The sequence below is a fragment of the Chitinophaga caseinilytica genome, from assembly GCF_038396765.1.
Classification (GTDB): Bacteria; Bacteroidota; Bacteroidia; order Chitinophagales; family Chitinophagaceae; genus Chitinophaga; species Chitinophaga caseinilytica.
The window spans coordinates 3886644-3913429 of sequence record NZ_CP150096.1 but is presented as its reverse complement, the minus strand read 5'-3'; the positions used below and the strand labels follow the sequence as shown (position 1 = coordinate 3913429).

At 55.0% G+C, this 26786-nt stretch carries 17 protein-coding genes; 1 reads left to right on the top strand and 16 read right to left on the bottom strand.

Annotated features, from left to right (window positions below):
- Window position 1: 1 nt before the first annotated feature.
- From WJU22_RS16040 to WJU22_RS16010, 7 genes are all read right to left on the bottom strand, one after another.
- Window positions 2-487, bottom strand: a complete 486-nt coding sequence (locus tag WJU22_RS16040) for a hypothetical protein (RefSeq protein WP_341839189.1) — start codon at window positions 485-487, stop codon at window positions 2-4.
- Between the two features lie 149 nt (window positions 488-636).
- Window positions 637-1968, bottom strand: coding sequence for a pitrilysin family protein (locus WJU22_RS16035; protein WP_341839188.1), 1332 nt, complete (start codon window positions 1966-1968; stop codon window positions 637-639).
- Between the two features lie 17 nt (window positions 1969-1985).
- Window positions 1986-3365 carry a pitrilysin family protein gene (locus WJU22_RS16030; protein ID WP_341839187.1) on the bottom strand — a complete coding sequence of 460 codons (1380 nt, stop codon included), beginning with the start codon at window positions 3363-3365 and terminating at the stop codon, window positions 1986-1988.
- 191 nt (window positions 3366-3556) lie between these two features.
- Entirely contained in the window at window positions 3557-6097 is a 2541-nt protein-coding gene (locus WJU22_RS16025) for a DNA gyrase/topoisomerase IV subunit A (protein ID WP_341839186.1), read from the bottom strand.
- 24 nt (window positions 6098-6121) lie between these two features.
- Entirely contained in the window at window positions 6122-6523 is a 402-nt protein-coding gene (locus WJU22_RS16020) for a hypothetical protein (RefSeq protein ID WP_341839185.1), read from the bottom strand.
- A gap of 2 nt (window positions 6524-6525) precedes the next feature.
- On the bottom strand, window positions 6526-7386 hold the full coding sequence (locus WJU22_RS16015) for a DUF1835 domain-containing protein (RefSeq protein ID WP_341839184.1): 861 nt from the start codon (window positions 7384-7386) through the stop codon (window positions 6526-6528).
- A gap of 27 nt (window positions 7387-7413) precedes the next feature.
- Window positions 7414-9312 carry a DNA topoisomerase IV subunit B gene (locus tag WJU22_RS16010; protein WP_341839183.1) on the bottom strand — a complete coding sequence of 633 codons (1899 nt, stop codon included), beginning with the start codon at window positions 9310-9312 and terminating at the stop codon, window positions 7414-7416.
- A gap of 615 nt (window positions 9313-9927) precedes the next feature.
- Here WJU22_RS16010 and WJU22_RS16005 point away from each other — a divergent pair.
- Entirely contained in the window at window positions 9928-10050 is a 123-nt protein-coding gene (locus WJU22_RS16005) for a hypothetical protein (protein ID WP_262707042.1), read from the top strand.
- Window positions 10051-10131: 81 nt separating this feature from the next.
- On the opposite strand, the gene WJU22_RS16000 is transcribed toward WJU22_RS16005, so the two are convergent.
- From WJU22_RS16000 to WJU22_RS15960, 9 genes are all read right to left on the bottom strand, one after another.
- Complete coding sequence (locus WJU22_RS16000) at window positions 10132-11838, bottom strand: RagB/SusD family nutrient uptake outer membrane protein (RefSeq protein WP_341839182.1); 1707 nt, start codon at window positions 11836-11838, stop codon at window positions 10132-10134.
- A gap of 17 nt (window positions 11839-11855) precedes the next feature.
- On the bottom strand, window positions 11856-14969 hold the full coding sequence (locus tag WJU22_RS15995) for a TonB-dependent receptor (RefSeq protein ID WP_341839181.1): 3114 nt from the start codon (window positions 14967-14969) through the stop codon (window positions 11856-11858).
- A 513-nt stretch (window positions 14970-15482) separates the two neighbouring features.
- Complete coding sequence (locus tag WJU22_RS15990) at window positions 15483-16067, bottom strand: SusD/RagB family nutrient-binding outer membrane lipoprotein (RefSeq protein ID WP_341839180.1); 585 nt, start codon at window positions 16065-16067, stop codon at window positions 15483-15485.
- Window positions 16064-17098, bottom strand: coding sequence for a SusD/RagB family nutrient-binding outer membrane lipoprotein (locus WJU22_RS15985; RefSeq protein ID WP_341839179.1), 1035 nt, complete (start codon window positions 17096-17098; stop codon window positions 16064-16066). The genes WJU22_RS15990 and WJU22_RS15985 overlap by 4 nt, the downstream gene beginning before the upstream one ends.
- A gap of 18 nt (window positions 17099-17116) precedes the next feature.
- A complete protein-coding gene (locus WJU22_RS15980) occupies window positions 17117-20893 on the bottom strand; it encodes a SusC/RagA family TonB-linked outer membrane protein (RefSeq protein ID WP_341839178.1) in 3777 nt (1258 codons plus the stop codon).
- Between the two features lie 144 nt (window positions 20894-21037).
- Window positions 21038-22111: a FecR family protein gene (locus WJU22_RS15975; protein ID WP_341839177.1), complete on the bottom strand. Its 1074-nt coding sequence runs from the start codon at window positions 22109-22111 to the stop codon at window positions 21038-21040.
- A 67-nt stretch (window positions 22112-22178) separates the two neighbouring features.
- Window positions 22179-22742: a sigma-70 family RNA polymerase sigma factor gene (locus WJU22_RS15970; RefSeq protein WP_341839176.1), complete on the bottom strand. Its 564-nt coding sequence runs from the start codon at window positions 22740-22742 to the stop codon at window positions 22179-22181.
- Between the two features lie 148 nt (window positions 22743-22890).
- Complete coding sequence (locus WJU22_RS15965; RefSeq protein WP_240646501.1) at window positions 22891-23520, bottom strand: response regulator transcription factor; 630 nt, start codon at window positions 23518-23520, stop codon at window positions 22891-22893.
- An 84-nt stretch (window positions 23521-23604) separates the two neighbouring features.
- Window positions 23605-26691, bottom strand: a complete 3087-nt coding sequence (locus WJU22_RS15960) for a ligand-binding sensor domain-containing protein (RefSeq protein WP_341839175.1) — start codon at window positions 26689-26691, stop codon at window positions 23605-23607.
- Window positions 26692-26786 lie beyond the last annotated feature (95 nt).

Here is a 26786-nt window from a genome sequence, read left to right as displayed (position 1 = left end):
TTCAGGGCGATGGCAGCTCCGCATCCGGCAGCGGGAGCTCGTTCATTTCGTGGTTGAAAACGTGCAGCTCGATATCTGAGATCTTATTGTAAGGGTAATGCGACTTCGGGCCGAAGAGCAGCATCAGTCGCACCTGCCCTACCGAACCTTTCAGGCCCTTCCCGCTGTAAATGGGAATAAAAACGACGCGTTTATTGTAAGTTGAAACAGAGTCGGTCACAAAAACCGGCGGCCTTTCATTCGGCGCATATTCTTCATACACCCGGCAAATACGGTCGAACTTCCGGGCCAGCGTTGCTTCCGATTGGCCGATCTGCTCCAGCGGCACCCCCACCAGCTCGCGGAAGGCCTTGATGTCCTTCTTTTCGATCGTTGCCAGCACGGCTTCGCTCGTTGCCCGGATCTCGCGGATTTCATTCGGCTGCCTTTCAGACGAAGCACAAGCCACAGCCAACAGGGTCGCAAACATGCATGTGTACTGCTTCATAGGCACAATATAATGAAAAAAGCTAATCGAACGCTGCATCTTCGTCGCATCATGAAGCCACACGTCTCCCCTGCGCTCCCATCCATATGTACCAAAACGCAAAATCCGCTTTTGCGGCGGATTCTGCAGTATAAGCAATTTGAATTCCCTTAATCTTTCGGCTTCTTCACGTTCGAAGCGGGCAGTTTCGCCGGCGCCGGTTGTTTGAAGTCCGACTCCGCCACTTTATCCTTATTACCGAGGTACGTCCATTGTACTTCGTTGAGGTAATTCCCGAAAACGCGGTTCACATCTTCCGTCTTCACCTGCCCGATACGGGTATTGATCTCGTCGAAGATGCGCCAGTTGCCCGAAGCCTCGCAGGTGCTCATCACGTTGGCCTGCGCGCCGCTGCTCTGGTTGGTCATGTAGTAATTCGTGAGGTAGGATTTCTTCTTGTTCTCGATTTCCTTCGGCTTGAAACCGTTCTCCTTCACGTCGTTGATGATAGCCGTCATCACTTCCAGCGACTGCTTCGGGTCTACCGTCGTGATATACAGCTGCGCGGCCGGCGTTTCGATGAATGCGTTGTTGTAGCCGGCGGCCGGGGCGTAAGACAGGCTTCGCTTCGTCCGCAGCTCCACGAAATAACGATCGTACAGAATGCTCATGGCAAACTGGAAAAGTGGCCCGTCGGGCGAGTAATACTTCGGCGCATTTCCGAAACCAATGATGTAATTGGTGGCCAACTGGCGGTCGGAAACATTCACGCCGGGCTTGATGGCTGCAGCCGTAGGCTTGCGCGGGGCTTCGCCGGACGGGAGCGCCGCCAGGGTACTTTTCACTTTCGAGACAATGTCTTTCTCATCCAGATTGCCGACCACTACGAGATAAATCCGCTGCTTGCCCAGAAGTTTTTTGTAGAAATCCTTCGCGTCGGCGAGGGTGAGTTTTTCCAACGTTTCCGGAACGCCGTTCACGCGCTTCGCATAGTCCGTTCCCGCAAAAAGCTGTTGGGCGGCCAGGATGCGGAGGTATTGATCGGGATCGGCTTCCAGTTGCTTGGCGCCAGACACCATGCGGTCGCGCTCCAGCTTGAACTCGCCTTCGTCCATCGCGGGGTGCAGCACGGCGTCGGAAAACAGCGCCCAGCTGCGGTCCCAATTGTCGCGAAGGCAGGTCATGGTCATAAAGGTGAAGTCGTTTTTAGCACCGGCGGAAAACTCCGTCCCGAGTTTTTCCAGTTCGGCCGACAGCGCGTCTTTGTTCACGGAAGCCGTACCGCCGTTCAGCGCGGTCCGCAGTGCCAGGGGTTCCAGCCCCTGCTGCGCTTCCGTGATATTGGCGGCACCGCCGCGGATGCAGAGGTTCACGGTGGCGACGGATTTTTCCGTCTTCTTGAAAATCACTTTGATCCCGTCTACCTGCAACTCTTTCGTGGTTTGGGCAAACAGGGGCGTACCGCCGCAAACGCACAGGATGATATAGATAATTCGTTTCATGTTCGTTGTTTAAAAGGTTAGCGGTATAAAGCGTCCAGGTCGGTTACGTTCCATTCTTTCTGCATATCCGGGCTCAGCAGCAAACCCGCCACGGAAGGCTGGTTTTTGATGTACTTGCGGACATAATCCTGGATGTCTTTACGCGTCACCTTGTTCAGTTCGGCGATGTAATCGAAATAATAATCCAGCGTAGCCGAGGCCCACCAGAAACTCAGGGAATGGATGTAGTCGGTGGTGGCTTCCATATTGAATTTCTCGCTATTGGCCAGCTTGATCTTCGAGGTTTCCAGTTGCTCGTCCGTAAAATAATCGTCGCTGTCGAACTGCGCGATTTCCCTTGCCAGCGCCTTGAACGATTCCTTGAATTTCGCCGGGTTCGGCACGCAGAAAACCTGGATCGGCCCCACGAATTTCGCTGTCTGATAACTGATCCCCACGTTCAGGGCGTACCCGCTGTCGATCAGGTTTTTCTGGAACCGGGAGTTTTTCTGCGACAGGATGTAGGAAAACACGTCGGCCACCAGTGTGGCTTTGATATCGTTGCGCGTATCCGGCCCGTGCCACACCTGCAGCAAAATAGGCACTTTTGCGTTGGGGCTGATCGTCACGAAATGCAGGCTGTCTTTGCCTTTCAGCGTTTCGAATTCAGGGATGGGCCAGCGTTGGAACGGATCGAAGCCGGCGGCTTTCCAATCCCCGAACACTTCCCTGGCGCGACGAAAAACATCTTCATGCTTTACATCGCCGGCGATCAGGAGGATGGAATTATCGGGATAATAATATTTGTCTTTGATGATGCGCATTTTCTCCGGCGTGGCGGTCAGGATGATATCGTGGTCGCCGATGGGGTTCTTCCGGGAGTAATGCGCGCCCCAGGTTTTGTGGTTCACCTTGTCGAACAGCGCCCAGGCGGGATTGGATTCCGCGCGCTGGAACTCACCGTCTACCACGGGGTTTTCCTTCTTCATTTCCTCCTGCAAAAACAGCGGGTAGCGGATGGCGCTGTTCATGAACCGGAGACCATTGTCGAGGTCCTTGCTGCCGAGGGTAAAAAAGTAATTGACGCGCTCCTGGCTGGTGGTGCCGTTAAACGAAATGCCGAGCTCCTGCACGCGCTCGAGGTATTTCTCCTGCGAGGGAATGTCTTTATTGGCTTTGAAGAACATGTGCTCGTAGAGGTGCGACAAGCCGTTATACTCGTTGTCTTCCGTGTAAGATCCGTTGCGGACGGCCATTTCAATGGTTACCAGCGGCACGGAATGATCTTCCAGCACCAATAGTTCCAAACCGTTCGGCAATTTGGACATGAAAATGTTGGCAGGTTTGTTGGGCGATTTTTGCGCGGATGCCGAGAACGCCAGCACCAGCAATGGAAATAAAAGGGGTGATTTCTTCATGGGCGAAATTTCCAGGGTTCAGGAATAGAATACAGGTTTGAAAATGTTAGGTTGGGCTGGTAAGCCCTTACCGAATATAGCGGTAAATCTGCATACGGCCAATCCGTTCGTCCCAAACGTCTCACTGGATAAAAACAAAAAAGGCGCAAGGGTTTCGCTGCCCTTGCGCCTTTATACTAAATCATTGATTATCAGAATAATTCGCCCTGTACATTCCCGGCGTCATCCTCTTCCTGTTCGGCTTCTTCGTCTTCGGTGATGAGCTCGATGTTCACGAAATCGTCTCCGGCGATCTTGTTACCTACGGTGCGCCAGCCGGTCACTTCATAGGCTTCGTGGAGGGAGATTTCTTCTTCTTCGGGGTCGCGCTTCTTGCCTGTCCGGAGGATCACGACGGGCTCTGCCTGTGTGGTCACCAGCTCTACATGGTTATGGGCGCCTTCCTTGATGAAGGAGAACTTGTTGTTGAGGGTCTGCGTTTCGATCTTGAAGCGTTTTACGTTATACTGCTTCTTGTCTGCATCGAAATATACGGTGGAAACGATCCTTTCCGGGTTGAATTTCTCGATGTACATGGCCTGTTCCGCATCGAACCGGTTCGTCAGCTCGAAGTTCGTCAGTTCGTACGTCCCGTTTTTGTAAAACACGACGATCTTGTCTTCCCCTTCGAACGAGCCTACGAACACCCCGCGCTGGTCGGTGTTCAGGCGGCCCACGGCATCATCGTACCAGATTTTCAGTCCGCTGAGGGTGGAAACGCCTTTCTCTTTGAACTTCACGGAGCGGATGGGCCATTTGGTCACCACGTTGCCCATGGAGCTGCGGCCTTTGATGGGAATGGTCTCGAAATAGAAATCGAATTCCTTCTTCTTGGCGGCGCAATTGGCGCTGAGCTTCACCGTTACCACTTCCGCTTCGCCGTTGGCGTTTGCGGTGAAATAATGCACTTTGGAGCCTTTTTCGCCTTTGGCGAGATTATATTCCTTGTCGCGGGTGATACCGGTAACGTTGAAGCGTTTGGCCAGGCTGTAACCGGTTTTGCCGTCGGTGTAGATCATGTTGTAGGTCATGCGCTCATCGTTCTTGCGGAACACGTCCACATGAATGATGTCTTTGCCGACGAATGTTTTGTCGGACACTTTGGTGACCAGCATCACGCCGTCGCGGCGAAAAACGATGATATTGTCGATATCGGAGCAATCGGCCACGAACTCGTCCTTTTTGAGCGAGGTGCCGATGAACCCGTCTGCCCGGTTCACGTATATTTTGGTGTTGGCGATGGCGACGGATTGTTGCTGGATGGTATCGAAGGTTTTGATCTCGGTTTTCCGTTCGCGGCCTTTACCGTATTTTTTCAGGAGGCCTTCGAAGTAAGCTACCGCGAAATCGGTCAGGTTGGCGAGGTCGTGCTTTACCTGTTTGATATCGGCGTCGATGCCTTTGATCTGTTCGTTCAGTTCGTTGATATCGAGGCGGTAGATGCGGCGCACCGGTTTTTCGGTGAGCTTCACGATATCTTCGCGGGAAATTTCGCGCTTGAGTTGCTTCTTGTAGGGCGTGAATCCCTTGTCGATGGCTACCAGTACGGCTTCCCAGTCTTTATGTTTTTCTTCCAGCTCTTTGTAGATCCCTTTTTCGAAGAAGATTTTTTCGAGGGAAGTGTAGTGCCATTTTTCTTCGAGCTCGGCGAGGCGGATCTCGAGTTCCCGTTGCAGGAGGTGTTTCGTGAAATCGACTGAGCGCCGCAGCAGGTCGGAAGCCCCGAGGAAAAGGGGCTTGTCTTCGACGATCACGCAGGCGTTCGGGGAGATGGACACTTCGCAGTCCGTGAAGGCGTACAACGCGTCGATGGTGATGTCCGGCGAAATACCGGGTGCCAGCTGCACTTCGATCTCCACATCGGCGGCGGTATTGTCGATCACTTTCTTGATCTTGATCTTGCCGTTGTCATTGGCTTTCACGATGGAATCCATGAGGCCGGTGGTGGTAACGCCATACGGTACGTCCTTGATGAGGAGGGTCTTCTTGTCTTTCTCCTCGATATGGGCGCGGACGCGGACTTTCCCGCCGCGTTTACCGTCGTTGTAGTTGGCCACGTCGATCATGCCGCCGGTGAGAAAATCGGGATACAGCTCGAATTTCTTTCCGCGGAGATATTTGATGGAGGCGTCTATCAGTTCGGTGAAGTTATGCGGGAGGATTTTGGTGCTGAGGCCCACGGCGATGCCTTCCGCGCCCTGTGCGAGCAGCAGGGGGAATTTCATCGGCAGTGCGAGCGGCTCGTTCTTACGACCGTCGTAGCTCAGCTGCCATTCGGTGGTTTTGCCGTTGAAAGCAACTTCCAGCGCAAATTTCGAAAGGCGAGCCTCGATGTACCTGGCGGCGGCGGCATCGTCGCCCGTGCGCACGTCGCCCCAGTTGCCCTGCATATCGATCAGCAGTTCTTTCTGACCGAGGTTCACGATGGCGTCGCTGATGGAGGCGTCTCCATGCGGGTGGTACTGCATAGTTTGCCCGATCACGTTGGCCACCTTGTTGAAACGCCCGTCGTCCATTTCCTTCATGGCGTGCATGATGCGGCGCTGAACGGGTTTGAGCCCGTCTTCCACGCCAGGCACCGCGCGCTCCAGGATAACGTACGAGGCGTAGTCCAGGAACCAGTCCTTGTATTTCTCGTCTACGTGCGCTGCGCCATGCAGTGATTCGTCCGGTGTTTCTTGTGTATTGCTCATATGCTTGATTCAGAAAAGTAAAAACTAACGTTTCCCGGCCTCGAAATCTTCCCGCCAAACGCGCACGGAATCGATGTGCACGTCGTTGAGGGTATTCAGTTCGATGAAGGAACAATCGGTGACGGCGATCAGCTGGTGCCAGATATTGATGGGAATTTCCACCCTGGCCGGCGCCACGATCGTATCCATCCGGATTTCGGATTCTTCGAGCGGGCACCAGTGGAGTTCCGCGGTGCCGCTCAGGAGGTACAGGATCTCGGGGTTCTTGTAATCGGATTTCCCCTGGTGATAATGCTGTCCGCTGCTGCTGCCGGCGTTACGGTAACAGAGGAGGAATGTCCCGGTACGGAAACTTTCCCATTCATATCCGCTTCCGCGGTCATCTTTCCCTATCTGCCGCAACGGCTGTATATCCGGCTGTGCCATCGTTATGCATTTTCTGCGGTTTCCGGTGCTGCCGCTTCGGATTCTCCTCCGCCGCCCGGTTGCCTGATCTCGTAATCTTTTAATGTCTTCAGCTCCCCGCGCGCTTCCAGTTTCCCTTCCTTCACCAGTTCTTTCAACCGCCAGTTCAGGTAATGGTCCATCACGGGATATTTCATTTTGCCGATCACCGCCGAGGCCGATTTGCCCGCTTTCGCGAACTCCTTGCCCGTGGCAGCCAGCAGCTCTTTATCGTAATACGTGGCCGCCTCTCCGCGGATCTTCTTTCCGCCTTCCAGCAGCCGTACCCCTGCGTTCTCGTTCATCAACCGGCGCCACTCGTCGCCATCCAGCTCGAATTCTGCCAGCGACACTTCCCGCGCCAGTTTTTTTGCCTTCAGGTATTCTTTCGGCAATATCTGGCTGAGGTGCGTAGGGTAAAACACGCCGTTCTTCTCGTTGAGGAAAGGCAGATTGTTGAGATAGATGAGGTGGATGCGGCCCGAAAAGCGGTCGAGCTGACTGATCAGCCAGTAATACCCGCAAACGTCGGTCGGGTTTTGGCCCGCCCATATCCAGATCACCAGTTCCTCTTCCTCGCGCAGGCGTGCCTTGAGGCTGCGAACGGGATCTTCCGGCACGGGGACCTGCTCCCCTTCTGCCGGCGGCGGCAGGGTAATGTCTTGCAGGGCGTTCCACCAGTCGCGGCGCGCAACGCGCCCGTCTGGCGTGTCGAGGATGAAGAGCGGGCCCACGGCCAGATCGTCCTCGTAACTCAAAATCTCCCCTTCCAGTTGCGGGTCCAGCTCGAAGGCCGCTTTCAGGTTGGCGACGCTCGACTGCCCGAATACAATATGCAATATCATTGTCGGTATTCGTCTTCTTCTTTATAATTACGCTTCCGCCGTTTCTTCCACCAGGTCTTTCTCCAGCCGGAGATTGCTGATGATGAAATCCTGACGGTGCTGGGTGTTCTTGCCCATGTAATATTCCAGCATTTTGGCGACCGGCATTTCCTGCGACGGGATGATGGGCGATTTGCGCATATCGTCGCCGATGAACTGCCCGAATTCTTCCGGGCTGATCTCGCCCAAACCTTTAAATCGGGTGATCTCCGGTTTGTTGCCCAGTTTCCTCACCGCTTTCTGTTTCTCTTCTTCGCTATAGCAGTAAATGGTTTGCTGCTTGTTACGGACGCGGAACAGGGGCGTTTCCAGGATGTAGATATGCCCGTTCTTCACCAGGTCGGGGAAGAACTGCAGGAAGAACGTGAGCATGAGCAGGCGGATGTGCATACCGTCTACGTCGGCATCGGTGGCGATGACGATGTTGTTGTACCGCAGGCCGTCGAGCCCTTCTTCAATATTGAGGGCGTGCTGGAGGAGGTTGAACTCCTCGTTCTCATACACGATCTTTTTCGACAGCCCGTAACAGTTCAGCGGTTTACCGCGGAGGCTGAATACGGCCTGGGTTTCCACGTTGCGGGACTTGGTGATGGAACCGCTCGCGGAGTCGCCCTCCGTGATGAAGATGGTGGTTTCCCGCTGTTTGGTTTCCTGCTCGTCTTTATGTTTGCCGGTGGCTTCTTCGTTGAGATGGAACCGGCAGTCGCGCAGTTTGCGGTTATGGAGGTTCGCTTTTTTGGCGCGCTCGTTGGCGAGTTTCTTGATGCCGGCCAGTTCTTTCCGCTCCCGCTCGCTTTGCTCGATGCGTTTCTTGAGGGATTCGGCGACGGCGGGGTTCTTGTGCAGGTAATCGTCGAGCTGTTTGCTGAGGAATTCCAGCACGAAGGCTTTCATCGACTGTCCACCTTCGGAGACCGTCAGCGATCCGAGCTTGGTTTTGGTCTGGCTTTCGAACACGGGCTCCTGCACGCGCACGGCGATGGCCGCGCAGATAGACGCCCGGATGTCGGTTGCGTCGTAATCCTTTTTATAGAAATCGCGCAGGGTTTTCACGAACGCTTCGCGGAACGCCGCCAGGTGCGTACCGCCCTGGGTGGTGTGCTGCCCGTTCACGAAAGAGTAATATTCTTCGCCGTATTGGTTCTCGTGGGTGATGGCCACTTCAATATCTTCCCCTTTCAGGTGGATGATGGGATAGCGCAGATCGTCGGCCGTGGTTTTGCGTTGCAGCAAATCCAGCAGCCCGTTTTTGGACAGGTATTTCTGGCCGTTGAAGTTGATGGTGAGCCCCGCGTTCAGGAAGCAGTAGTTCCATATCTGGTTCTCCAGGAAGTCGGGGATGTAGTGATAGTTTTTGAAAACGGTATCGTCCGGCGTAAAGGTCACGAGCGTGCCGTTGCCTTCTTTGGTTTCGGCTTCCTTATGTTCCTTGGTAAGCACGCCCCGCTCGAATTCGGCCACTTTCACGCGGCCGTCGCGCATGGAGGAGATTTTGAAGTAGCTGGACAGGGCGTTGACCGCCTTTGTACCCACGCCGTTCAGCCCCACTGATTTCTGGAATGCTTTGCTATCGTACTTCGCGCCGGTGTTGATCTTGCTCACTACGTCCACCACCTTGCCCAGGGGCACGCCCCGGCCATAGTCGCGCACCGTCACGGCGTGTTCCGTCACCTTGATGTCTATCTGCTTGCCGAAGCCCATCATATGCTCGTCGATGCTATTGTCTACCACCTCCTTGATCAGGATGTAGATGCCATCGTCCTGACTGCTGCCGTCTCCCAGTTTGCCGATATACATACCCGGACGGAGGCGGATGTGCTCGCGCCAATCGAGCGAGCGGATGGAATCCTCCGTATAGGTGTTGAACAACTCTTTGTTTTCTGCCATAAGTCTGACTGTTAACCTGTTGATGATTAAACCGTTGGGGTGGAGTTGACCCCGGCCCCTTACTAAATCTTTTAGCAAAACCCGGTCGTTGGCAAAAATAAAGGATTCGCGGAATATGCCAAGTAGATTTTATGCACCATACCTTCTGCATTGGTTTTCAACAGGAAGTAACATTATCCACGCCCCCTGTTCCCCACTGTCACCCTGCTGCGCCCGCACCGCAGCGGCAAAATCCCCCGTTCGTATCATAACACGTTATCAAAAAATGTATATTTTTTTGAACGTTTTCCCGGTGAATTCGATGTCAACAAAATTTCCATTCAAATAATATTTTATATAATTAAAATATCTATATTTACACCGGAATACGGCAAATCTATCCTGTCATTATTAAATAGATATCCTGATGAAAACTGTATTTATTGGTATCGTCGTATCTGTTTTACTGATCGCCTTGATCGTAGTGCTACTTGTCAGACGTGAGCAGCGCGATATGCGCCGGTTGAAAGACACCTGCATCGGGTTTTCCAGGCACCTGGAATCCTGGCGGGCGATGTCCTGAAGCCATCTTCCCTTCGATTTTTCACCTTTCGTAAACTTATAATCCCTATACCTATGAAAACCGGTCTACTATTCAAACTCGCATGTCTATGCATCGCTTCCGTGGTATTACTGGCGCATTTCGCCCGTAAGTACATGCAGCGCGTCACTACGCAGAAAGTGCCCGCCACGCGCTGATCGCCTCACCACCCGAACCAAACGTAAAAAAATTGATCCGCCCGGAATCGGGCGGATCTTTTTTTGCTTTTTACAATGTAATCACAAATCTTCCCAGCCGGGATTCTGGGGATATTTCGGCCCGGTAGTAGTGGCGTCTATCTGCGCCTGCGGTATCGGCCTCAGCACGTGCCTCGGCTGAATGTTCTTTTGCCCGTCGGTATTGTGCAGCACGATCCTTTCCAGCAACTTGCCCGTGCGCACGAGGTCGGGCCAGCGCGTAAGCTCGCCGCACAGTTCGCGGGAGCGCTCGTCGAGGATGAAATCGAGATTCAGATCCGCCAGCGTGATCTCCATGGCGGCGGCATTCCCCGTCGGGAAGGCGGCCCTGCGGCGGATAGCGTTGATATACGGCAGCGCCTCTCCTGCCCTGCCGGCTTTCAGCAACGCTTCCGCGGCAATGAGGTAGGTATCCGCGAGCCGGTACACGATCACGGAACGGATGGAAGGATAGTTCATATCCTGCCGTTTGGTGTCGTAATATTTCGTCATCGCCGGGCTCATGGAAGTGGAATATTTGCGCGGCGGAATAAGGGTATACGGCGCCGCCTTGATCTGCGCGTCAGTCACATCGTACCCCGGCATCCAGATCGCGGTGTCGCCCACCTGGAATTTCGGCTGGCCGGAAACCGCACCTGCAGGGGCTCCCGGGGGCAGCGGACTGGGCCATTTGGGCAGTTTCGCGCCGTTGTTGCTGATCCACATGGTCTGGAAGGTTTTACGGTAGCGGGTATCGTTCGTCCTTTCCCTGAAAACGGTATCCGTCAGCCAGCGGGTAGGCACCACGCGGATGTAGGGCCTACCGTACTTGGTGTCGCGCTGCATACCGTCGAGGTCTTCATATTTCGGCACCCAGAGGTGGTTCAGGATATTGTCGTGCCCGCTGCTGTTGTTGGGCCCGTTGTACGGGAGGTTCGCCGTGTGCTGGACGGTCCAGATCACCTCGCTGTTCGCCTCGTTCCCCTCCTTGAATACATTCCCGAAATCTTCCTGCAGCGATAGGCCCGCCTGGGGCGCCACGTCGTTAATGAGCTTCGTCGCCCATTCCGCCGCTTTCGTGAAATCGTCGGGCTTCGCGGCTTTGCTGTAGCCACGGGTGAGCAATACTTTCGACAACACGTGCATCGCCGCCGCCTTGTGCGCCTTTCCGGGCAAAACGCCGTCTACGCCCGGGCCTGCGGGCAGGGTGTTGATCGCTTCCGTAAGGTCGGCGACGATCAGGTCGTAGGCCGCCGCCACCGGATGCCGGTCTGCACTGGTTTTGGGCAGGGTATTGAATTCGGTGGACACGGTCAGGTCGCCGAACTGCTGTACCAGCTGGAAGTAATAATTCGCCCGGAGGAACTTCACTTCCGCCACCATCCGTTTCTTCTTATCTGCATCTATCCCTTTCACATTGGGAGCAGCGCTGATCAGCCCGTTGCAGTTGTTGATATATTGATAGACGGGCCGCCACAGGTTGTTCATCGTGCCGGTGGATGGCGTGTAGCCGCTTGCGTAGCGGTTCAGGTCGCTGCCGCCGTCTTTCCCGGAAATGAATTCATCCGTTCCCGGAACGGTCAGGAAGAAGAAGTCCATCGTCCCCCAAACCGTCCGGCCGCCCGCATAACAGGCGTCATACGTCAACTGGAAGCCCTGCGCGGTTTTCAGGAACTCCGGCGTGATGAGGGCATGCGGCTGTTCCTTCAGTTTATCTTTACATCCCGCAACAGCGATCGCCGCGGCGAGGATCATTGCATATTTTTTCATGGTTCGATTTTTTCAGGTTAGAAGGTTACGTTCACACCAAACACGGCAGACCAAACGGGCGGCGTATCCGCAGCGAGGTTCCCCGCCGTTTCCGGATCGAGGCCGCCGTATTTCTTCACGAAAGGCGAATACACGATGAACGGATCTTCCACGGTGGAATAAATCCGCAGGTTCCCCAGCCCGATGCGCTTGAGCACCGCCGGCGAAAGCGTGTAGCCCAGGCCGATACTGCGTATTTTCACGAACGACCCGTCGAAATAACTGAGCAGGCTTACGTTCGGTGCGTTGGTATTGTTGGCGTTGGGCTTGGGATACCGGGTTTCGCCGTTTTCGGGCGTCCAGTAATTCACGCGGAGGTTGTTGTAATTGCTTTGATAGGTGTGAACGAAGGCGTTGCCGCTTTTGTGCAGGTTGCTGGAAATCATCCCGCCCATCCGCGCGAACGCGGAAACGGTCAGGTCGAAACCCTTGAAGGTAAACCGGTTCGTCATCCCGCCCTGCCAGCTGGCCTGCGGGGAACCGATGAACGTACGGTCGTCGGAGTTCATTTTCTTATCGCCGTTGATGTCTTTATACCGGATATTCCCGATCACGGAACCGTTGCCGGTAAGCGTTTGCTTGTATTCGCGGGCCCAGGCGCTGTCTCCCGGCGTATTCTGCCAGATACCGTCGAGCACGAGGTCGTAATACACGCCGATCGGCTGGCCTACGAAGCGGCCGTTGGCGATGTCGTTGATCACGCCTTCCGAAAGTTCCACGATCTTGCCGCGGTTCATAAAGAAATTCATGTCGGTGCTCCATCCGAAGTTGTCCCGCGAGCGCGCCACGATGTTCTGCGTGTTGATCTGGATTTCCAGCCCTTTGTTTTCCGTTTTCCCTACGTTCAGCAAAATCGGTTCGGGAATGCCCGAGGTGGGCGGCAGGGTTTTAGGGAGCAGCAGGTCGCTCGTGTTTTGTTTGTAGACTTCCGCCGAGCCGCTAATCCGGTTATTCCACAGCCCGAATTCCAGGCGGAGGTTCGTGGTGGCGGTATATTCCCAGGTGAGGTTGGGATTGGGGATCGTGTTGAGATAGGCGCCGATGGCAGTCTGGTCTGGCCCGTAATTGTAGCGCACATCGCGCAGGCTGCCCAATGTCTGGTAAGGATCGATGGCCGTATTGCCCGTTCTGCCGTAAGAAGCGATGAGGCGCAGCGCGTTGATGGTGGAATTGCCGCGCAGGAAGGCTTCGTTGGAGATGTTCCAGGCTGCGGAAGCGGATGGGAATATCTGGAAATGGTTCCCCGGCGCCAGCCTCGACGAGCCGTCGGACCGCATGGTCAGCGTCAGCAGGTAACGGTTGTCGTACCCATAATTGACACGCCCCATATACGAAATGATGCTCCATTGCTCCTGCTCGCCCGTTCCCGTGTGGTTTTGCGCGAACTGCGGCGCGAAATACTCGAGAAAATCGCCCGGTACGTTGTTGTTCGTAAAATCGTTCCGTTGATAGTTGGACTGCTGGTAACTGTATACCGCCGTGGCATGCAGGCGGTGCTTCTGCGCGAAGGTTTTCTCGTAGGTGAGAATGTTTTCGAGCGTATAGTTGGTAGACAGACGGTTCTGGTTCGTTGACCGCGACAATGCCCCCAAATTATAAGTGGTATTGCTGGCCGAGAAGCTGCCGTAAAGGTCTGAACGGATTTCCGCGCCGGCGTTGAACCGGTATTTGAGACCGGGAATGAATTCGTAGTCGAGGAACAGGTTGGTGAAGGTGCCGAACCGTTTACGGCGTTCCGTTACCGCGTTGGGGACTTCGTTGGCGAGCGGGTTCCACACCTGGTTGGCGTTGCCGATCACGAAACCCACGAGCGTACCGGTGGAGTCGTACGGCGATGCGAGCGGATTGGCGCGGAGTGCCTGGCTCATGGGGTTGTTGCTTTCGCCCATGGTAACGCTGTAGTTGTTGAGCGAGCTGATCCCGAGCTTGAGCTTGTTGCTGAAAGCGTGGTCTACGGTGGCTTTGAGCGAATACCGCTCGAAAGACTGGCCGTAATAAATCCCCGTTTCGCGGAAATACGCGCCGGAAAGGGCGTACTGGGTGGATTCGCTGCCGCCGCTGATGCCGATCTGGTGGTCGGTAGTGGTGCCGGTGTGATAGATGAGATCTTGCCAGTCGGTGCCTTTTCCTGCTTTGTAATTATCGATTTCCGTGGGCGTGAATTCTTCGCCCGCCTGGTTGAGGCGCGGATCGTCGATGCCGGTATAGGCGCCCGCGGTGCCGATGGCGCCCCAGTACTTCGCCCATTGTTTGAAACGGAAGAACTCCTCCCCGTTCATCACCGGGAATTTCCCGCGGGGTTTCACGATGCCTGCATATCCGCTGTAGGTGACGCGCGCCTTGCCGGATTTACCGCGGCGGGTGGAGATGAGGATCACGCCGTTGGCGCCGCGGGAACCGTAGATCGCCGTGGCGGAGGCGTCTTTCAGCACTTCGACGGACACTACATCGTCCTGGTTCAGGTCGTTGATATTGCCGTTGTACGGAATACCGTCTACCACGAACAGCGGATCGTTGGAGGCGTTGAGCGAGCGGTTGCCGCGGATGAGGATGCGCGGGGCGGCACCGGGCTTGCTGTTGCCGCCGCCTTTCTGAATATCGACGCCGGCGGCCTGTCCTTGCAGGGCGGCGCTGATATTGTTGACAGGCGTTTGTTTGAGGGTTTGTTCGTTGATGGAAACGATGGAACCGGTAACGTCCGATTTCTTCTGTTTACCATATCCCACCACGATCACTTCGTTGAGATCGCCTTTGTCGGCCGACAGGGTGATGCGGAGGTTTTCCGGTGCCGAGGTGCCGATATTCACCTCCTGCGTCACGAAACCAACATAGGAAATGCGCAATATGCTGTTTTCCGGCACGCGGATGGAAAAGGAACCGTCTTCCTTCGTGGCCACGCCTTCCGACGATCCGCGAACGCCCACCGCCGCGCCGGGCAGGCCATCGCCCTGCTGGTTGGCGACAAGGCCTTTGACGGTAATACTGCGCTGCTGGGCCTCCGTCAGCAACGGCAGCAGCATGAGGAACAGGCCGGCCACGATCGCGCCGAAACGCTGGCGCCCGATCGATGGTGGCATGAAGAACATTTTCATACATGGAATTTTTAAAAACTGGAAATAATGGGAAGGAATGCGCCCTGCGGGCAAAAGAAGGTTTGCCGGAGCTGCGGGGCTCCTGCATCTGCGGCGTGGAAAGCTGGTATGTGCATAATAGGTCATACAGTCATAGCGTTAGGCGCATGCGTTTACCGCATGGCATTACGTGTGAACTGCAGACGTGCCGCTGCGTGCCGCCGGAACTGAACGGGCAAATAGGCATGCCCTCCCGGGGGAGCGGTATCGTGGAAGCGGATGTTACGATGGGAAAAATGGCATCGTTCTCATCCCGTGGAATCTTTTCTGTAGCCGGCTCTCACCATTTCAGTGCAATCGTTTGCATATAACCGGCAAAAATAAAGCGTGAATTATACGCTTTATCAATACTAATATCGGAAAAATTTCATTTTCCTGTTAGTGGTTTGGCATCTTTTTCCGCCCGATAAGAAAAAAGGCCGCCTGCAAACGCAGACGGCCTGTCAGTGCTCCATATTCGACCGGGTTGCTCAATTAAGGCATCCAGTAGATTTTTTGCAATACCTGCTGGCCAGGGCTCGCACCGCCGGTAGCCGCCTGCCAGTTTTCGTGGTTATTGATATTTTCATCGTCCGGGTAAGGCAGTTTGTTCACCACACTCGGCGCGTAGTTCGGGTCTTTGGGCGTGAGGCCGGTCCTCCTGACGATGGCCCAGGCTTCCCAGGGTTGGAACATCGTGGCCAGCCATGCCTGCGTGGCGATCTTGCGCAATGCGTCGGCATCGTTCGCCCCGTTGTACAGCACTTTCGGATTGGTCAGGAAAGCCGTCATCTGCAGAACGGTCGGCGCAGCGGGCTTGGTGCCCCAGAACGGGGAATTGTTCGCATAACCGTACCAGAATTCTACGGACGAGCGCAAACCGGCTTCGTACTCGGCTTTCGCTTTCACGATATCCTTCGCAACGCCCATCCCGCGCTGATAAATTTCCGCTTTCAGCAAATGGACGTCGGCTTCGGTAATGATGAGGATCGGCTGGTAAACGCGGTCTGCCGCCATGTAGAGGTTCACGCAGGAGAATTTATTGGCGATGTCCGTACCGATAGGCCGGCGCACCGTCATCCCCCTTCGTACGGCCTTCCGCCTTCGGGCTGCGATCCGTCTTGCGGCTGCGGCGCCCATTTGTCGCGGTTGCTGGTCATATAGAACACCTTGCAGCGCGGGTCGAAAATACCTGCTCCGCTGGAATCGTTGCTGGACGACATCTGCTGCCATACGTTGCTGCTCATCCGCATGTTGGAGATAGACAGTTCAGCGTAGGAATTCCACTTGGCGTCGAGCGCGGCGAAGGTGCCGGCGTTCGAGAAGTTATTGGGCCAGAGGCCGAAATTGTCTTTCCAGATATCGGTAGCCGCTACGTTCTGGTTATTGGGCAAGGGTTTGTTGCCGCCGATGATATCGGTAATGATCTGGCCAGACAGCGCGTTTTCCTTATTGTACAACCGCACCGCATACCGGAGGCGCAGGGCGTTGCCGAACTTGCGCCAGGCATCGATGTCGTTTTTCAGGAAGCTTTCCGACGCGCCGATGCTGGTTTGGCCGGCAGCGGTGGTAAGCCCGTCCGTAGCGGTTTTCAGATCAGCCAGCACGCTTTTGTAAATATCGGCCTGCTTATCGTACGGCACGCGGAAGAACGCCGGCCCGTCTGCCGCGCTCACGGCTTTGCTGTAGGGAATATCCCCGTAATAATCGACCATCCGCAGCGTACGGGAAGCCAGCAGAATAGTGGCCATATAACGCACGTTCGAGAAAGAAGCCGCGTCGGGCTGCTGATCGATGAGCCGGATGAGCGCGCGGTAGTTGTGCAGCGCGGGATAATAGTTCCCCCAGAAACCGCCGGCGTAGTTCACGTACGGCGCGAGGGTATTCTGATAGGCCTGTTGATTGGTGATGGGATACAGGAGGCTCACATTGAGCGCATCGTCGCCATATTTGGTGAACGATTCCACCAGTCCGTTATACAACCCTGGGATATTGATCCTGCTTTCGTCTGCGTCGCTGTAAGGTCTGTTCAGATCTTCGAACCCCTTCCTGCAAGAACCGCCCCCGATCAGGAGCCCGCAGGCCAGCAAACTATATATGATGCTTTTCATGTGCTTTTCGTTTTGAGATTAGAGGGATGCTTTCACGGTGAAACCGAAGGAACGGATCCGCGGCATGGAAGAGTATTCGATACCCTGTTGGTTCCCGATACCGTTCACGCCTTCGGGGTTCAGCCCTTTCGGAATGGTGGTGAAAATGTAGAACAGGTCGCGGCCGATGAGCGACACGCTCAATCCCTGGAGTACTTTCGTTTTCCGCACTACGTTGTAGGGCAGCTGATACGTCAGCGCCGTTTCACGCAGCTTCATCCACGAGTTCTCGAACACCGAAGCGGAACGCGGCACACCGAGGTGGTTCCAGGAAGTGTAAGTCATGAGGTAATACCAGGGAGCTGCCACCACGTCGGTGTTCTGTTTCCCGTCTGCGAACACCCCGTCGAAAACGATACCGGTGTTGGATTGCGTTCCATCAGGGTACACCAGCGGCACACCGCCGCCATTGCGCTCTTTCACGGTTTCCTGCAGCAGGCCGTTGCCCATTGCCGCGGCGTAGGTACCGAAGTAGGTATCGCCACCGATCTTCGCGTCGGCCAGTACGTACAGGGAGAAGTCCTTATACCGGAACGTGTTGGATATACCGCCGGTCAGTTTCGGGGTAACATCGCCGATGGGCACTTCGGAAGGCGTCAGCACCCATTGTGTGCCTGCATAGTAGGTTGTACCATTCACCGTGTAGGTCAAAGGCAGCTGCGATTGAGGGTTCACGGCCCTTTTCAGCACTTTCTTTCCGTTCAGGTAAGTGAAATCCTTGCCGTACAGCGTACCGTAGCTTTCGCCCACTTTCAGGCGGGTGGAAACACCGCTGCCGCCGAAGAAGTTACCGATGCCGAGGTTATCCACCCCTTCATCCAGCGCCAGCACTTTATTGGTATTATGCGCAGCATTCAGACCGATCGTCCAGGAGAAATCCTTCGTGCGAACGGGCGTTGCGTTGATCACCAGTTCCAGCCCCTTGTTCCCCAGGGACCCGCGGTTCAGCACCACGGAAGTAAACCCGGCAGACTGCGGCAAGGTACCGTCCAGGATCTGGTCGTACGTTTTCATCGTGTAGCCCGTCAATTCCACGTTCAGCCTGTTGTCGAGGAATCCCAGCTGCAGGCCCAGTTCGAACTGACGGCTGCGTTGGGGCTTCACGTCGGGGAGCTTCAGCGCGTTCTGGAACGTTTGGGAAGCCTGTCCGTTGATATTGTTTACGGTCAGCAGGTTGTGGATGCTGAAAGGCGTAGTGCCACTGCCCGTTTCCGCGTAGGAAAGGCTCACCTTGCCGAAGCTCAGCCAGGGCATTGCTTCGCGTACGGCCGGAATGCCGTCGGAGAATACGTAGCTGAGGTTCGCGGAAGGATAGAAATAGGAGTTGAATTCCCTGGCGAGGGTCGACGACCAGTCGTTACGCGCCGTGATCTGCAAATAGAGATAATTGCGGAACGACAGGTCGAGGAATCCGAAGGTGGAGTTGATCTTCTGCTGATAGCGGATTTCGCTCGGCGCATCGGGCACTTCGGAACCATTTTTCAGCGCAAACACGAACGGACTGAGCAGCAAACCTTTGGTGGATGCGCTCACCGTATAATCTTTCCGGTAGAATTGTTCCACACCACCCGTCAGGCTGGCGTTGAAATCCCCGTTACCCAGCCCTTCTTTATGAATGCGGGCCATGGCAGTAAGGTTGCGGCTGAGGTTCTGGGAATTGGCTTCGCGATAGGCGCCGTCTGTTCCCTGGATATTTTTCGGGTACTCGCGGATCTCGGTAGCGTCGTTGGAATTATCGATGCTGCCCTGGCCGGTGAGGGTCAGCCAATCGGTCAGGTTGGCCGTGAGGCGGATACCGCCCAACAGCTGGTTACGGCGAAGCTCGGTGTTGTTCTTTTCGATGTTCCACCAGGCGTTCGTCATGTAGGAATAGAAGGGATATGCGGGCGATCCGGCGGGGAAGTTGCTGGAGTTGCCCACGTCCCTGCGCGCGCCCTGCGGCGTGAAGTTGTTCATCTTGTCCACATCGGGGCGGTAATCGCGCGTGGCGGCGTAGCTCATCCCTGCGAGGTAGTTGCCGGAACCGATCGGCGGCGTATTCAAACGGTAGTAGCTGATATAGCTGGCGGTCACATCCGCCGTCAAAATCTTGCTCACCTTGATGCTGGAACCGAGGTTGAACGTATTGGTATTGTATTTTGAATTGGGGATGTTGGCCTTGCTATCGTCTCGCGTGTAGGAAATGCGAATGGTGCCGTATTCGCCTCCACCGGAAAGCGAAACGTTGTGCTGGTTTACATTCCCGTCGGGGAAGAACGCCTTCCAGTTGTCGGGCTGCGCGGAATACGGGCGCTCAACGCCATCGTACCAGAGGATGGGCTGGTTGTCGAACTTCGGGCCCCAGGAAAGGCCGCTGGGGAAGGAAAAGAGATCCCAGGCCTGGGTGCTGTTGTTATAGGGCAGCATACCGTATGCGCCGGTTTTATAGTCGCCGGCCGCATAGCTGCCGGTGTAGGTACCGATCTGGTAGCGTTTGCCGGCGCCGTTCACGGGGAATTGTTTCTGCTGGTCGGCCGTCCACAGCGAGCCTACGAGCCCTGAACCGAAATCGTTCTGGAAATCGAGGTATTCATAGACCTGGGTTTTGCGGGCGGAGTAGGAATATTCCACGCCGAGCCCTTTGCGCTGCGTGCCCTTCTTGCGGGTTACCATCACCACGCCGTTGCCGCCGCGGGATCCGTAGAGCGCCGAAGCCGCGGGGCCTTTGAGCACGGTCACGCTTTCGATGTCTTCCGGATTGATGAAGTTCAGGCCGGTGCCCCAGTCGTTATAACCGGAGATGTCCGCTCCTTTGTTCAGCCCGAGCGCGCCGCCGCCGTTGTTGAGGCCGTTGTTGTTGATGGGATCGTTGTTGATGGGGACGCCGTCTACCACCACCATGGCGCGGTTATCGCCGGTGAGCGTGGTATTGCCGCGCACCACCACGCGGGAGGAGCCACCTTCCACGCCGCCGGAGGCGTTGCTGATCTGGAGGCCGGCCACCTTGCCCATGAGGCCCTGTGCGATCGTAGGCGCCTGTGCGATGGTGATCTCGCTGCCTTTCACGTTCTGCACGGCATAACCGAGGGAACGGGGCGAGCGTTTCACGCCGAGGGCCGTCACCACCACTTCACCGAGCCCTTTTTCATCGGTCTCCAGCGAAATGTTATAACTGTTTTCCCCCGAAACGGTCACTTCCTTCGACTTGAAGCCGATGGCCGAGAACACGAGCACGTCGCCTTCGTTGGCATCTACTTCGAAGCGGCCTTCGCCGTTGCTGGAAGTGCCTTTGGTGCTGCCTTTTACCACCACCGTTACGCCGGGGATGGCGGCATTGGTCACCGCATCGCGGACAACACCGCTGATTTTCTTGAAAGCCATCGCGGCGATGGCTTCGTCCATCTCTTCCATGCCGCCGGCCATCGCGCCGATCCGCTGGCGTTTCAGGACGATCTGGCTGCCGATGGCTTCGTAGTTGATATTATAGGGCTGGAACAGCTCGTCGAACACTTTCGACAGGGCTTCGTCTTTCGCCCGTAAAGTAACTTTTTCTTTCTCCGGGATCGTGTTGCGGGTATAGGAGAATTTCACGTCGGCCTTGCGGCTGATCTTCTCCAGCACGCCCCTGAAGGCTTCGTGCTCGATAGACAGGGTGAGCTTTCTGTCAAGCACGCCCTGTTCCGCATTTGCACGGGCCCCGGCCGGCAAAGCGGTGGTGAGGGCCAGCATGCCGTACAGGCACGCGCGCATCCTCGATGTGGAATAGCTCTTCTTCATAACATTAAACGATTTAGCAATTAATTTAAAGGCAAACGCCGTCGCTGCGGGGGATTAGCCGCAGGGCACAGATCGTCCGGACTGCTCCGGTCAGTCTCATGCGTTCATTTTGGTTGTCTGAGTTTAGTTTTTAATTAATCTATTTCATTGTTCATTCTGGCACCCATTTCCTTCTACACGGATGCCGTAAGTACTCATAGTGTACGATGCGTCGATAGTCCTGGTAATGACTTTCAATATTTCCTCAAGGCTTTCATTTCCAAGCGTCAGCGTGATATAACAGTTCTTAAACGTGTCTGCGTCGAATGTGATGGGGATGGCGTAATGGGTCTCGAGTGCGCGGAGCACTTCGGCCACGGGCGCTTCTTCGAACACCAGGGTTTTCAGTTTGGCCAGTTCTGCTTCCTGAACGAAGTTGCCGCCGAAATCTTCGGTGACCAGCTCCTGCAGCGCGGCTTCGTAGCGGCACAACTGCCTTGGCATCACAATGCTCGCCGCGCGCTGCTCCAGGTCTTGCCCTTTCAGGTAGACAGACACCTTGCCGGTGCTCACCGCCACGGATTCCTCCGCGCCGGAAGCTTTCACCCGGAAGCTGGTGCCCAGCACCTTCACGACCATCTTGTCGGTATATATATAAAACGGTTGCTGCGGATTGGGGACTACGTCGAAAAAGGCTTCTCCCGTCAGTTTCACTTCGCGTTTACTGCCGTCCATCAACAGGTTGTACGCGATGCGCGCGCCTTTGCCCAGCACAACCCTGGAGCCATCGGGCAGAAAAAGCGCCTGGCTGCCGGAGTTGCCGTTGAACCGTACCACTTCGGGCGAGCGCCCTTCTGCCACGGTTGCTACTTCTTTCAATTTCGCTTCTCCGCGGAAAAGCATCCATCCACCGGCGGCTACCAGCAATGCTATGGCTGCCGCAATTGCGGTCCAGCGGAGGGGGCGCATGCGATGCCGTTCCCTTTCGCCGATGCCTTCCCGGATCTTTCCGAAAAGCGCGTCCACTTCGCCGGCCGGCATTTCTTCTCCCCCGTATTCCTCTTCCATCCCGATCTCCAGCACCATCGCGCGGGCGCTAGCGGCCAGTTCGGCATTCTCCTCACGCTCGGCAGACCAGGACTCCCAGTACGACGCGTACCTGCTTCCCGGGTTGAGAACCCAGTCCACAAAGCGGTTGTCGAGCAACAGCGATTCCAGTTTGTCTTCGGATGATGGCATGCGGAGCGTATATATCCTGTAATGGACGAATTATTGGCGGGATACTCACTTTTCGGGAATTATTTTTTCAGCGGCGGGGAGCCTTTACCGAAAACCCTTTCCGCAGGGCTTTCAGCGCGCGCTGAACGAGGTTGAGGACGGATTGATAGTTCATATCCATCATCTCGGCGATGTTTTCGTAAGACACGTTATGGTAAAAACGGAGGTGGATGGCTTCCTGCTGGCGGCGGGGCAACTCGTCGAGCAGATGGCGGAGGGTTTCGCGGTTGTGGGTTTCCGTTTCGCGCGCCACGATCTCCAGTTCCACATACCCGGAAAGGAGCTCGCCGGCAGCGAGGTTCAGCTCGCCGTTGCGGACGAACGACTGTTTGGACAGGGCTTTAGACAATTTATTGCGCAGCGCGCGGAGGAGATAATATTTGGGATAAGGCGTATCGGAAAGGTGCTGGCGGTTTTTCCAGGTTTCTTCGAACAGGTCCTGGATGCAATCCTGTACCAGGGCGGGATCGTCGGTGATTTTGAGACCGTAGCGCATCATGGGCTGGACGTGCGCGCGATACAGGCGCTCGAACGCGGAGAGGTCGCCGCTTTTCATCCGGATCCAATCCATATCGTGGTCAAATGCGCTCAAACAGAGGGGGAAATTGAAGTTGAATGTAGGACAAAACGGGAATCTTTCCTAATAGGATCGTGCCGAAGCGGGATACTTTTATGAGCAGGATAAGAAAAAGGGCCCCCTGTGCCGGGAGGCCCCTGTCAAAAATGGCAATAGTCAACCTTTAACGGTTAAAATATTTGTTGACCGCGTCCGTCCGGCTGCGCACGTGCAGCTTTTCATATATATTATGGACATGTCGGCGTACGGTTTCGATACTGATGAACAGGTTGCCGGCAATTTCCTTGTAGAGGAAACCTTTGGACAGCTGGTCGAGGATTTCTTTTTCGCGGGAAGTCAGTGCTTCGAGGGCCGGGTTCGGTTTGGCCTGTTTCTGGAAGTAGGCCACTACCCTTCTGGCGATCTGCGAGCTCATGGGCGATCCGCCTTCATGAAGATCGCGGATGGCGTCGAGCAATTCGCCGGGAGATGTCTTTTTAAGGATATAACCGCTGGCACCTGCTTCCAGGGCCATAAAGATCTTGTCGTCATCTTCATAGACCGTCAGCATCATAAACTGCATGTCGGGGAATTCCCCCTTCAGGCGTGCGATGCATTCTATACCGTTCATTCCCGGCAGATTAAAGTCCATCAACACCACATTGGGTAACAACTGAGGAATCTTTTCAAGCGCATTTTCTGCATTGTTGAAAGCGCCAATGCACGCATATCCCTCAGAACCATTGATCAACAACTCCATGGCTTGCCTGATATCGTGATTGTCTTCAACAATAGCCACAGAGATGATATCCATGCTATTTTGTAGCTTTTTTTTCGAATATACCATCATTTCAATTTAAAGTCATAACACCAAGATGTTATAAAAAGTAAATGTAGATTAATTTAATGGTATATCTAAGAAAACTGTCGTCCCGTTCTGTGAAATGATGTCGGCCTGCCCGCCCACCTGCTGCATCCGCTTCTCGATGTTCTTCAGTCCATTGCCGAACAGGCGTACCTTTTCGGGGTCAAATCCTTTCCCGTTGTCTTTGATCATGATCGTCATATTTTTGAACACTTTCACTTCGATGATCACTTCCGTGGCCTGGGAATGCTTCACGACATTGTGCAGCGATTCCTTGACGGCCAGGTAGATATGCCGGCGGGTGCCTCCGTTCAGTTTTACGTTGGGAATGCTTTCAGGGATGATGAAATGGTGCTGGATATGTGCATGCTCCAGGAAATCAGCCGCAAAGCTCCGCATATACGCGATGAGGTTAGCCAGCGAATCGTTCGAGGAGCTCATGGCCCAGATGATCTCGCTCATCTTGTCCACCAACTCGCCCGCCGCTTCGGAAATCCTTTCGATTTCCTTCGTTTGCCCGGTATCCTTGATCTTCCGCTTCGCGATCTCGCTCAGCAGCCTGATGGTCGACAGGCCAGACCCCAGATCGTCGTGCATATCGCTCGAAATGCGCGCCCGCTCCTGGTCTACCGCCTGCTCCTTCTCCAGCTTCAGTTTCTCGTTCCGGATCTTGTAGTCAAGATACAGCGCGGAGAAATAATATGCTATACCTAATATGAGTAACAATAGCAGGAACCGGAACCAGAGCGACTGCCAGAACGGGATTTTGATGACGATCTGCAGCGTGGTGGGCTCCGTGTTCCAGACTTCGTCGTTGTTGCAGGCTTTCACCTTGAACAGATACGTGCCGGGTGCGAGGTTTGTATACCGCGCCATATTCTGGTTACCGGCCATGAGCCAGTCTTCGTCCGCCCCTTCCAGCATGTACTGCACCTTGTTTTTCAAAGGATTGGTAAATTCCAGCGGCACATACTCGATGGCGATGGTATTTTGGTTGTAGGGCAGCTCCACCCGTTGCAGCAGCGAGATCGCCGTGTCCGACTTGAAAGGCTTGTCGAGCACCTCCAGCCGTTTGATGATCACTTTCGGCATCCAGGGATTGTTGCGGAAGTTGCGGGGATAGAAACCCGTCACCCCGCGGATGCCGCCGAAGAACAGTTCACCGTCCATCGATTTGAAATACGCACCGGTATTGAACTCGTTACTTTGCAACCCGTCTTCGAAATTGAACGTCACGAGGTTATCGCCATTCTGGCGGATGTGGGTAAGGCCGCGGTTGTGGCTGATCCACATATTGTCCTTATCGTCCAGCAACACGGCGTACACGTAATCGCTCACCATGCCCGCGTAGTCGTAACTGTTATAGTGCTTCAGTTTACGGTTGGCTTCGTCGAGCACCAGCAATCCCTTATTGGTGGCCAGCAGCAGCTGTTTATGCGCATTCTTGTTGATGGCCTTGATCTCCACGTCCTTGATCCACAGCGGGACCTTCTCCCATTTCGAGCCTTCCGATTTCCGGCAATAGACGGAAGCTTTGGTGCCCACGTACTGGTTGCCCCAGAAATCCTCGAAAAAGCAGGTCAGTTGCTCGTTATCGAACCGGTGAACGATGGCGGGCGTGAGGCCTTTGTCCGCGCTGCTGAATTTCAGCAGGTATTCCCCGTAATTGAAATACGTTTCACCGTTCGGCCGCTTGTTCACGAAGGGATAGATGACCAACTGCTGTGGCAGGCCCAGCGCCTGCACTTTACCGGTCAGGTCCTGGAACCGTTCGGATTTAATGTCGAACAGCCCGATGTGCCCCCGCACGAAATGGAACCACAGGCTTTCGTAATCTTCCCGGCAGATGGCGTGGAGGTTGTTGGCCGGGAAGCGCCCGGGCGTCAGCTCATTGGAGATCCGCTTGAGGTATTTGCCGCCTTTCTCGTAAATGTCCAGCCCGTCCTGTAGCAAACCTACGTACAACCGCCCGTCGTCGTGCTTGTACACGGCTTTGACGATGTTGTGCGAAATCCGTGGGGAGCGGTAAAGACTGAACACCTTTTTGTTCGGCGCATATTTCTTCAATCCGTCGCCATCCGTGCCGATCCACATGTTATTGCCACGGTCGCGGTACAGCGCCGTGATCTTGTTGAACGAATTGGTTTCAAAGGCGTTGAAACTGGTGATGTGATTGATGATCTCGTGATTGGCGATACTGTAGACCAGCACGCCGTTGTTCCCGCCGATCCAGACGTTGCCGCGCTCGTCGAGCTCGATGACGTTTGGGGTGAAAGGTTCCTGGAGCTCGTTGTAGATGGAAAACTTCGTATCGGAATAGCGGTTATGTTTCGTGTCGAAGATCGTGATGTGCCCGTTGCTGGCCACGAGCAGGGAATCGGCGCTCAGGGCGCGGATAACGGGCTTTCCGATGAGCGTGGGCAGGCAGAAGGTGGTGAGCCGGGCGGTATGCACGTCCATCCGGTACAACTGCTCGTTTTCGAAACAGATCCAGATGTAATTATCCTGCATGACCACCGTCTGCGGGATTTTATTTTCCCGCGCGTAAGCCGGCGGGTAAAGGATGATCTTTTTGAGCTCGAACGTTTCACTGTCCAGCTGGTAGAGCCCTTTGGCCGGCCGCCAGACCCATAGCGACTGTGTGGCCGCGTCTTCGCCGAGGATTTTGAATTTGGGCAGGAAATCACGTTCGGACTCGTTGACGTAAATGCTGTCGGCGAACACCAGGCGGAAGGTGCCTTTATAGGAGTCGTAATAGCTGATGCCGGCGTTGTGGGCAACGAAGAGCTGGTTGTCGTGATCGAGGTAGAACAGGTGATTGCGGGTGCCATGAAGCCCGAAACTCTTTATCACGGCCCGGCCGAGCTGAGCGGCGGAGTTGTAGACCACGCGCTCGTTGGCTTTATCTGCCCGGCCCTGTGCGGGATTGGTACGGAATTCGTTGAACACGTAGCCATCGAACCGGTTGACGCCGTCGAACGTCGAAATCCAGAGGAACCCTTCCGGGCCCTGGATGATGCTGCCGATACTGTTCTGCGACAGCCCGTTATCCACGCTGTACGCGTCGAAATTATAACTGCGCTCCTGTGCGGAGGCAGTTACCAGGCATGTCAGGAACAAGCAAAGTATAAGGATGCTTGTCTGATAAAATGATCGCATCGTGCAGTTGAATATGTCTTAGGAGGTTTGCAAATATATAATTCTCGTCTACACTT

Excerpts from the sequence above, each read along its gene's own strand:
- WJU22_RS16040 (WP_341839189.1), bottom strand. The coding sequence starts at position 487 with ATGAAGCAGTACACATGCATGTTTGCGACCCTGTTGGCTGTGGCTTGT.
- WJU22_RS16020 (WP_341839185.1), bottom strand. The coding sequence starts at position 6,523 with ATGGCACAGCCGGATATACAGCCGTTGCGGCAGATAGGGAAAGATGAC.
- WJU22_RS15975 (WP_341839177.1), bottom strand. The coding sequence starts at position 22,111 with ATGCCATCATCCGAAGACAAACTGGAATCGCTGTTGCTCGACAACCGC.
- WJU22_RS16010 (WP_341839183.1), bottom strand. The coding sequence starts at position 9,312 with ATGGCAGAAAACAAAGAGTTGTTCAACACCTATACGGAGGATTCCATC.
- WJU22_RS16035 (WP_341839188.1), bottom strand. The coding sequence starts at position 1,968 with ATGAAACGAATTATCTATATCATCCTGTGCGTTTGCGGCGGTACGCCC.
- WJU22_RS16025 (WP_341839186.1), bottom strand. The coding sequence starts at position 6,097 with ATGAGCAATACACAAGAAACACCGGACGAATCACTGCATGGCGCAGCG.
- WJU22_RS15985 (WP_341839179.1), bottom strand. The coding sequence starts at position 17,098 with ATGAAAAGCATCATATATAGTTTGCTGGCCTGCGGGCTCCTGATCGGG.
- WJU22_RS16030 (WP_341839187.1), bottom strand. The coding sequence starts at position 3,365 with ATGAAGAAATCACCCCTTTTATTTCCATTGCTGGTGCTGGCGTTCTCG.
- WJU22_RS15965 (WP_240646501.1), bottom strand. The coding sequence starts at position 23,520 with ATGGATATCATCTCTGTGGCTATTGTTGAAGACAATCACGATATCAGG.
- WJU22_RS16005 (WP_262707042.1), top strand. The coding sequence starts at position 9,928 with ATGAAAACCGGTCTACTATTCAAACTCGCATGTCTATGCATCGCTTCC.
- WJU22_RS15990 (WP_341839180.1), bottom strand. The coding sequence starts at position 16,067 with ATGACGGTGCGCCGGCCTATCGGTACGGACATCGCCAATAAATTCTCC.
- WJU22_RS16015 (WP_341839184.1), bottom strand. The coding sequence starts at position 7,386 with ATGATATTGCATATTGTATTCGGGCAGTCGAGCGTCGCCAACCTGAAA.
- WJU22_RS15980 (WP_341839178.1), bottom strand. The coding sequence starts at position 20,893 with ATGAAGAAGAGCTATTCCACATCGAGGATGCGCGCGTGCCTGTACGGC.
- WJU22_RS15995 (WP_341839181.1), bottom strand. The coding sequence starts at position 14,969 with ATGAAAATGTTCTTCATGCCACCATCGATCGGGCGCCAGCGTTTCGGC.
- WJU22_RS16000 (WP_341839182.1), bottom strand. The coding sequence starts at position 11,838 with ATGAAAAAATATGCAATGATCCTCGCCGCGGCGATCGCTGTTGCGGGA.